The sequence below is a fragment of the Pseudonocardia sp. KRD291 genome (genome assembly GCF_019263595.1).
Classification (GTDB): domain Bacteria; phylum Actinomycetota; class Actinomycetes; order Mycobacteriales; family Pseudonocardiaceae; genus Pseudonocardia.
Window position 1 is genome coordinate 21988 of record NZ_JADQDD010000043.1, and the last position, 7000, is coordinate 28987.

At 73.5% G+C, this 7000-nt stretch carries 8 protein-coding genes; 4 read left to right on the forward strand and 4 right to left on the reverse strand.

Features of this window, described 5'->3' with window-relative positions; genetic code table 11:
• Positions 1 to 51 precede the first annotated feature (51 nt).
• Positions 52 to 1479, reverse strand: a complete 1428-nt coding sequence (locus tag I4I78_RS09015; protein WP_218610782.1) for a helix-turn-helix domain-containing protein — start codon at positions 1477 to 1479, stop codon at positions 52 to 54.
• Between the two features lie 168 nt (positions 1480 to 1647).
• Here I4I78_RS09015 and I4I78_RS09020 point away from each other — a divergent pair, with 168 nt between their 5' ends.
• Genes I4I78_RS09020 through I4I78_RS09030 form a run of 3 tightly spaced genes read left to right on the forward strand, consistent with a single transcriptional unit; the run spans position 1648 to position 4435 of the window.
• Complete coding sequence (locus I4I78_RS09020) at positions 1648 to 2664, forward strand: amidohydrolase family protein (protein ID WP_218610783.1); 1017 nt, start codon at positions 1648 to 1650, stop codon at positions 2662 to 2664.
• Positions 2664 to 3413: an iron-sulfur cluster assembly protein gene (locus I4I78_RS09025; RefSeq protein WP_218610784.1), complete on the forward strand. Its 750-nt coding sequence runs from the start codon at positions 2664 to 2666 to the stop codon at positions 3411 to 3413. The genes I4I78_RS09020 and I4I78_RS09025 overlap by 1 nt, the downstream gene beginning before the upstream one ends.
• Entirely contained in the window at positions 3410 to 4435 is a 1026-nt protein-coding gene (locus I4I78_RS09030; protein WP_218610785.1) for an NAD(P)-dependent alcohol dehydrogenase, read from the forward strand. The genes I4I78_RS09025 and I4I78_RS09030 overlap by 4 nt, the downstream gene beginning before the upstream one ends.
• A 48-nt stretch (positions 4436 to 4483) precedes the next feature.
• On the opposite strand, the gene I4I78_RS09035 is transcribed toward I4I78_RS09030, so the two are convergent.
• Positions 4484 to 5299: a hypothetical protein gene (locus tag I4I78_RS09035; protein WP_218610786.1), complete on the reverse strand. Its 816-nt coding sequence runs from the start codon at positions 5297 to 5299 to the stop codon at positions 4484 to 4486.
• Positions 5260 to 5730, reverse strand: coding sequence for a hypothetical protein (locus I4I78_RS09040; protein WP_218610787.1), 471 nt, complete (start codon positions 5728 to 5730; stop codon positions 5260 to 5262). Before I4I78_RS09040 ends, I4I78_RS09035 begins: the two co-directional genes overlap by 40 nt.
• Before the next feature lie 138 nt (positions 5731 to 5868).
• On the opposite strand from I4I78_RS09040, the gene I4I78_RS09045 reads away from it, so the two are divergent.
• A complete protein-coding gene (locus tag I4I78_RS09045; protein ID WP_218610788.1) occupies positions 5869 to 6444 on the forward strand; it encodes a hypothetical protein in 576 nt (191 codons plus the stop codon).
• 16 nt (positions 6445 to 6460) lie between these two features.
• Here the strand turns inward: I4I78_RS09045 and I4I78_RS09050 are convergent.
• A partial coding sequence (locus I4I78_RS09050; RefSeq protein ID WP_218610789.1) for a DUF3152 domain-containing protein occupies positions 6461 to 7000 on the reverse strand: 540 nt, incomplete at its 5' end.

The window sequence follows — 7000 nt, forward strand, 5'->3', positions numbered from 1 at the left end:
CGCGGCCGTCGACCGGCCCGGGGTCGACATCACACCGCAGTGGCCGGTCCGTCAAGACCGCGGCACGCTGATCCCGTACCGGGAGATCCGCCGGTAGGTGGTGGCCCTGCTGAGTCCCAGCGTGTCGGCGGTCTCGGTCACGCTCATCCCGTGCTCGGCGAGGCAGCGCACGATCTCGTCGCGCTCGAGGGCCTCGATCCGGGTGAGGGTCGTGGGCGAGGAGGACAGCATCTCCGGGGGCAGGTGCCGCACGTCGATCACGGTGCTGCGGCTCGCCGCGTCCCGGACGGTGCGGAACAGCTGCTCGGCGTTGCCCGGCCAGGAGAACGTGCGCAGGGCGCGGGCGGCGGCCGGGGTGAACCGCACGGTGCGGTGCGTCCGCTCGGCGAAGTGCTCGGCCAGCGGCATGACGTCGGCGCTGCGGTGCCGCAGCGGCGGCACCTCCACGACCACGTCGAGCAGCCGCGCGAGCGGTTCCGGGACGGCCGACGGATCGGGCGCGGTGAGGCTCAGGGCCTGCTGCGCGCCGCCGCGCACGATCCCGGCCAGCTCGTCCGCGGCCCAGGACGGCAGCTCGTCGACCCGTCCCGCGATCACACTCGTGTCGTGTTTGCGCAGCTCCGGGGACCACAGGCCCAGCCAGGCCGCGGTGTCGCGGGCCGCCGGGGGACGGGCGTGCAGGACCCGGCCCCGCGGCCGGACCTGTCGCAGCGCCGAGGCCAGCAGCGCCGTCTTGCCCACTCCGGGCTCCCCGACGACGCCGACGCACGCACCGGCCGTCAGCGCGTCCTGCACCTCGAGCAGCGCGCCGCGCCAGGCGGCCGACATCCGCGCCGACGGGTCCGGGGCGTGCGGCCGGTCGTGGACGTGGAAGACCTCGCCGCGCGGCGTCGGCCGGGGTGTGGCGCCCCGGCTGCGGGCCAGCATCAGCGCCGCCGTGTGACCGGCCGCGGTCTGGGCCAGCGCGAGCAGCAGCCCGGCCGAGCGCTCCGACCAGGTGGTCAGGTTGATGCTGCCGAGCAGGGCGCCGTCGAGGGGGTCGAGGACCGGGGCGGCGGCGCAGGTGTAGCCGTGCAGCTGGGAGCAGTAGTGCTGGTCGCCACGGACCAGGGACGGGACCCGGTCGGCCAGGGCCAGGCCGAGCCCGTTGGTCCCGGCCTCCCGCTCGGAGAAGGCGAAGCCCGGCGCCAGGTAGCTGCGGTCGAGCGAGCGGGCCAGCGGTCGTTCCCGGCAGACCCGGCTCAGCACGATCCCGTCGGCGTCGGTGAGCATCAGGCTGACCGGCTCGCCGGACAGCCCGGTCTGCAGGCCCTCGAGCACCTCGTGCCCGCACCGGTAGAACAGCGACTCGTCGTCGACCGATCCGCTGAACGCGGGGCTCACCGCGTCCAGGGACACGCCGTAGGTCTCGCTGCGGTGCCACGACGCCGACAGCCTCGGCGCGGCCGGGACGATCCCGCCCGTGGTCTCCTCCGGCATCTGCGCACCTCCCGCGGTCCGTCCCCCCGACTCTGACACGGCAGCCCGTCGGTCCCCCTGCGACGCCCGTCTCAGGTTGAGACGACGATCATGACCGCGGGGGCTCCCCGCTGCCTACCGTCCCGCCCGACGCGGACGCCGCCGTCCGCGTCGGGAGGAGAGACGACGATGTACTCGAACGACGGTGAGTCCTACTTCATCCTGGACGCCCATGTCGCCCTCTGGGACGCGCGCCCGGAGAACCAGCGCAACATCCACGGCAAGCAGTTCATCGACTGTTTCTACGACTACCACCGCAACCTCAGCCCGGAGTCCGAGGTCTGGCCCTACGAGGACTACCTCTACCAGGGCGGCGAGCGTCTGATGAAGGACCTGTTCACCGACGGCTACGTCGACCACGCGATCTTCCAGCCGGCCCACCTCGGCGAGTTCTACAACAACGGGTTCGGTCAGACCGAGGAGGCCTTCGCCCTGGCGCAGGCCAACCCGGACCGGCTCACCTACAACCACCACTGGGACCCCCGCAACGGCGAGCAGGGCCTCACGCAGCTCCGCGAGGACGCCAAGCGGTTCAACCTGAAGGGCGCGAAGCTCTACACCGCGGAGTGGCACGGCGACTCGCGCGGCTGGAAGCTCGACGACCCGTGGTCCTACCGCTACCTGGAGGCCGCCCAGGAGCTCGGCATCAAGAACATCCACATCCACAAGGGCCCGACGATCCGCCCGCTGGACCGCGACGCCTTCGACGTCGCCGACGTGGACAAGGTCGCCACCGACTTCACCGAGCTGAACTTCGTGATCGAGCACTGCGGCCTGCCGCGGCTCGAGGACTTCTGCTGGATCGCCACCCAGGAGCCGAACGTGCACGCCGGTCTGGCCGTCGCGATGCCGTTCATCCACAGCCGCCCGAAGTACTTCGGGCAGATCATCGGCGAGCTGCTGTTCTGGATCGGCGAGGACCGGATCCAGTTCTCCAGCGACTACGCGATCTGGACCCCGCGCTGGCTGGTCGAGGCGTTCGCCGCCTTCGAGATCCCGGCCGAGCTCTCGGAGTACGCGCCGCTGAGCACCGCGCAGAAGAAGAAGATCCTCGGGCTGAACGCGGCCGCGATGTACGACATCCCGGTCCCTGCCGAGCTGCAGCTGAGCACGGACGTCCCGGAGGAAGTGGCGGTCGCGTCCTGATGCCCACCCCGACGACGCAGCCCACCACCATCCACGACCTCGCGGCCCGCCACGACCAGGCGTTCCACGCCCTGGACGCCGTGGTCGACCCGGAGCTCGACGAGCCGATCACGGACCTGGAGTTCGTCCGGTCCCTGCACGTCGACGGCGACCGGGTCGAGGTGCACCTGCGCCTGCCCACCAGCTTCTGCGCACCGAACTTCGCCTACCTGATGGCCTCGGACTCCAAGGACGTGCTGAGCGCGCTGCCCTGGACCGGGCAGGTGGTCGTCGAGCTCGACGACCACCACGACTCGGACCTGATCAACGCCGGCCTGGCCGCGGACGCCGGCTACCGCGGCACGTTCGCCCACGAGGCCGACGACAGCCTCGACGACCTGCGCCGCACGTTCCGGCGCAAGGCGCACACCGCGGCCATGGAACGGGTGCTGACCCGCCTGCTGCGCGCCGACCCGGACCGGGCCGAGGTCGACCTGCACGGCGTCACGCTCGGCGACCTTCCCGACGACGACACCACCGCGGCGCTGCTGCGCCGCCGGGCCGCGATCGGCCTCGGCGACGCCGCACACCTGCCGGTCCTGGTCGATGACACCGGGCACGCGTACCCGGCCGACGAGGTCCCGCTGCGGCTGCGGATGGCCCGCTCCACCCGGATCTCGATCGAGGGCAACGCGCACTTCTGCCGCGGCCTGTTGCGTACCCGCTACCCCGGTTCCACCACCCCGGCCACACAGGAGGCAGCGTCGTGAGGGCAGTCCAGGTCGTCGGCTACCACCAGCCGCTGCAGATGACCGACGTCCCCGAGCCGACCGTCGTCGAGCCGTTCGACGTGATCGTGCGGATCGGCGGTGCCGGCGTGTGCCGGACCGACCTGCACATCCTCGAAGGACAGTGGGCCGAGAAGTCCGGTGTCACGCTGCCGTACACGATCGGGCACGAGAACGCGGGCCACGTGCACGCGGTGGGCAGCGCCGTCACCAACGTCGCCGAGGGCGACAAGGTGATCGTGCATCCGCTCATCACCTGCGGGCTGTGCCGCGCCTGCCGCTCCGGCGACGACGTGCACTGCGAGCAGAACCGGTTCCCCGGGATCGACACCGCCGGCGGCTACGCTGAGTACCTGCGCACCTCCGCGCGCAGCGTGGTCAAGCTGGACGACTCGCTCGAGCCGGCCGACGTCGCCGCGCTCGCCGACGCCGGCCTGACCGCCTACCACGCCGCGGCCAAGGCGTCCCGGCGTCTGGGACCGCGCGACACCTGCGTCGTGATCGGTGCCGGCGGGCTCGGGCACATCGGGATCCAGGTGCTCAAGGCGCTGACCCCGGCGAAGATCGTGGTCCTGGACCGCAACCCGGATGCGCTCGAGCTCGCCATGAAGATCGGCGCGGACGAAGGCGTCGTCGCCGACGGGGGCCAGGTCGACGAGGTGCTGTCGCGGACGAAGGGACGCGGCGCCGAGGTCGTCGTCGACTTCGTCGGTGAGGGCGGCAGCACCGCGGAGGGACTGCGGATGACCCGGGAGGCGGGCGACTACCACGTCGTCGGCTACGGCGAGAACGTCGACGTCCCGACGATCGACCTCGTCTCCTCGGAGATCAACGTCGTGGGGAACCTGGTCGGCAGCTACAACGACCTGTGCGACCTGATGGAGCTCGCGGCGCGCGGCCTCGTCCGCCTGCACACCTCGACCTACCCGCTCGACCGCTTCCAGGACGCCCTGGACGACCTCGACGCGGGCCGGGTCCGGGGACGGGCGATCCTCGTCCCCTGACAGCGGGTACGACACGGGCGGCGGTTCGCCGGAACCGCCGCCCGATCGTCAGAACGTCCGCACGACCGACCTCGGCGCGACGGTCCAGGTCCGCGGATGCCGCTCGCCCTGCGGCGGTGCCTGCAGCAGCAGGACCGCCCGCCCCCCGCGCAGCACCGGCCGGACCCAGTCGCCGAGCTCGACCAGGTCGTCGGCGGCCGGGACGCGGCCCGCGGGATCGGCGGCCCCGTCGATCGGGACGGCGTCGCACAGCGCCGCGTAGGTGAGGCGCTCCGGGAGCCGGCGGGTGCCCGGCATCCACAGGAAGAAGCCGTCCGCACCGGACAGGTGCAGCCCGACGCCGGCGAGTGCGCCGAGCACGCCGTCCTCGGTGCCGCCGTGCCCGGACAGGTGGACCCCGACCCGCGCGGCCAGGGCGCGCGCGTCGGCGACGTCGAGCACCTCGGTCTGCGCCGAGCGCCCGAACGCGGCGAGCAGATCGCGGGCCCCCGCGTCGAGCCGCGCGGGGACACAGACCGCCAGGCCGGGGTCGGAGCCCGGCGCGCTGTGGGCCTCCAGGTACGCGCCGACGACCTCGGCGAGGAGCTCGGGCGTCGTGCCGGGACCGGAGCACCAGGCCAGGCAGGCGTCGCTGTTGTGCGAGGTGTAGGGGATCCGGGGATCGCGCAGCAGCTGGTGGCGGGTGGCGCCGGCGCAGGCCCCGAGGCCACGCTCGGACAGCTCGGCGAGCAGCTGCTGGGCGAGCCACCCGGTACCACGGCTGGTGAGGTTGTCGGTGTCGTCGATGCCGATCAGGACGTCGACGTCGGCGAGCGAGAGCCCGGTCAGGGGGTCACCTCGACGTCGGTGACGTCGCGGACCCATCGGGAGGGGTCCAGGCCCGGGCCGGCCAGCTTGACGGTTCCCCGCCGCGTGGTCGCGAGGAGCAGGTCCGGGCGCACCTCGCCGGCGGCGAGCGTCACGGACTCGCTCGGCCCGACCACCCGCACCGTGCGGTAGCCCGCCGCGTTCGCCGAGGTCAGCACGCTGACCAGCGACGGCCCGGTCTGGGTGGTCTCACCGCCCGACCGCGGTGTCTGCACCGAGACGGCGGGCAGCCCGTTCAGACGGGCCGCGTCGAACCGCTCCGCCGCGGCGCCGGTGCGGACCGTCACGGCGTAGCCGTCCCCGGCGGGGCCGCCGCCGGAACCGGGCCCGGTTCCGGCGCCGGTCCCGGGCCCGCTCCCGCCACCGCACGCGCCGGCGAGAAGGACCGCGCACATGGCGAGCAGGACGCCGCACCGACGAACGCGCATACGAGGAGTCTCCGAACGTTCGTGGGCGCAGATCCGTGCGCGCTGAGGCCTGTGTAACGCAGATGCGGTCGGTAGTCTTGTCCAGGATTCCGGCGTTCCGCAACCGGTCCGCCCATGAGTCAGGGAAAGGCGCCACCGATGACGTCGATCGAGAGCCCCGGCCCGCGCGACGTGGCCCCGTGGCGGCTCCGCGCCGCGCACGCCGTCGACGGCGTCGGGATGCGCGCCGTGCTGCTCGGGCTCGTCACGGTCGTGGCGATCGCGGTCCAGGCGGAGCTGCGGCTGCCGACCGGGGTACCCGGTCACCGCGGGGTGCTGTGGCTGGGCCTGCTGGTCGCGACGGCACTGACGGCGAGACGGGCCGGGGTCACGACGGCCGTCGGGCTGGCGTCGGCCGGTGTCCTGCTCGGAACCGGGATCGGGCCGAACGGGGTCCTCGGCGTCGCGCCTTACGTGCTGGCCGCCGCGGCGGTCGACGCGGTGTTGCTGGCCGGCGTGGTGCGCCGCCACCCGGTCCTGCTGGCCGTCCTCGCGGCGCCGATCCACCTCGTCGCCCTCGTCGTCCCGCTCACGCGGAGCCTGCGGGTCGGCGTCACGCTCCCGGCGATGCTTCCCGGGATGACGACGGTGATCGCGCTGCACGTGCTCTTCGGCCTGGGCGCAGGACTCGCCGGGTGGGGACTGAGCAGGGCCGTGACCCGCGCCCCGAGGTGACCGCCTCCGCCGCGGGTCAGGGGGCGGGCCAGGAGTTCCGCGCGCAGCCGTCGAGGCCGAGGGTCTGCTGCTGCATCACCGGCGCCGGACGGCCGCGGCCCGGGCAGGGCACGTGACCGTGGCCCAGCCAGTGCCCCACCTCGTGGTTGACGACGTAGTGCCGGTAGGCGGTGAGGTCGGAGGCGTACTCCGGGGTGCCGTTCGCCCACCGCGCCGCGTTGATCACGGCGCGGGACCCGCTGCGGCAGGACAGGGCGGCGTTCGTGTCCAGCGGCGCGCAGAAGCGGTCGGTCGTGGCCGGGCTGGCCAGCACGACCTGCAGCGGCGCATCGCCCGCGGTGCGGGCGAACCCGACGGATCCGTCGTGCCCCCAGCCGCGGGGTTCGTTGAGCGTGGTCGTCACGAACGTCGCGAACGCGGCCGGGTTCACGTGCACGCCCTGCTCGACCTCGACCCGCACCGGAACCGTCCGGGCGCGCCGGGGCGCCGGCGTGGAGCCAGGGGCGACGACGAACCGGCCGTTACCGGCGCGCGGGACCACCCGGTCGAGCAGGCC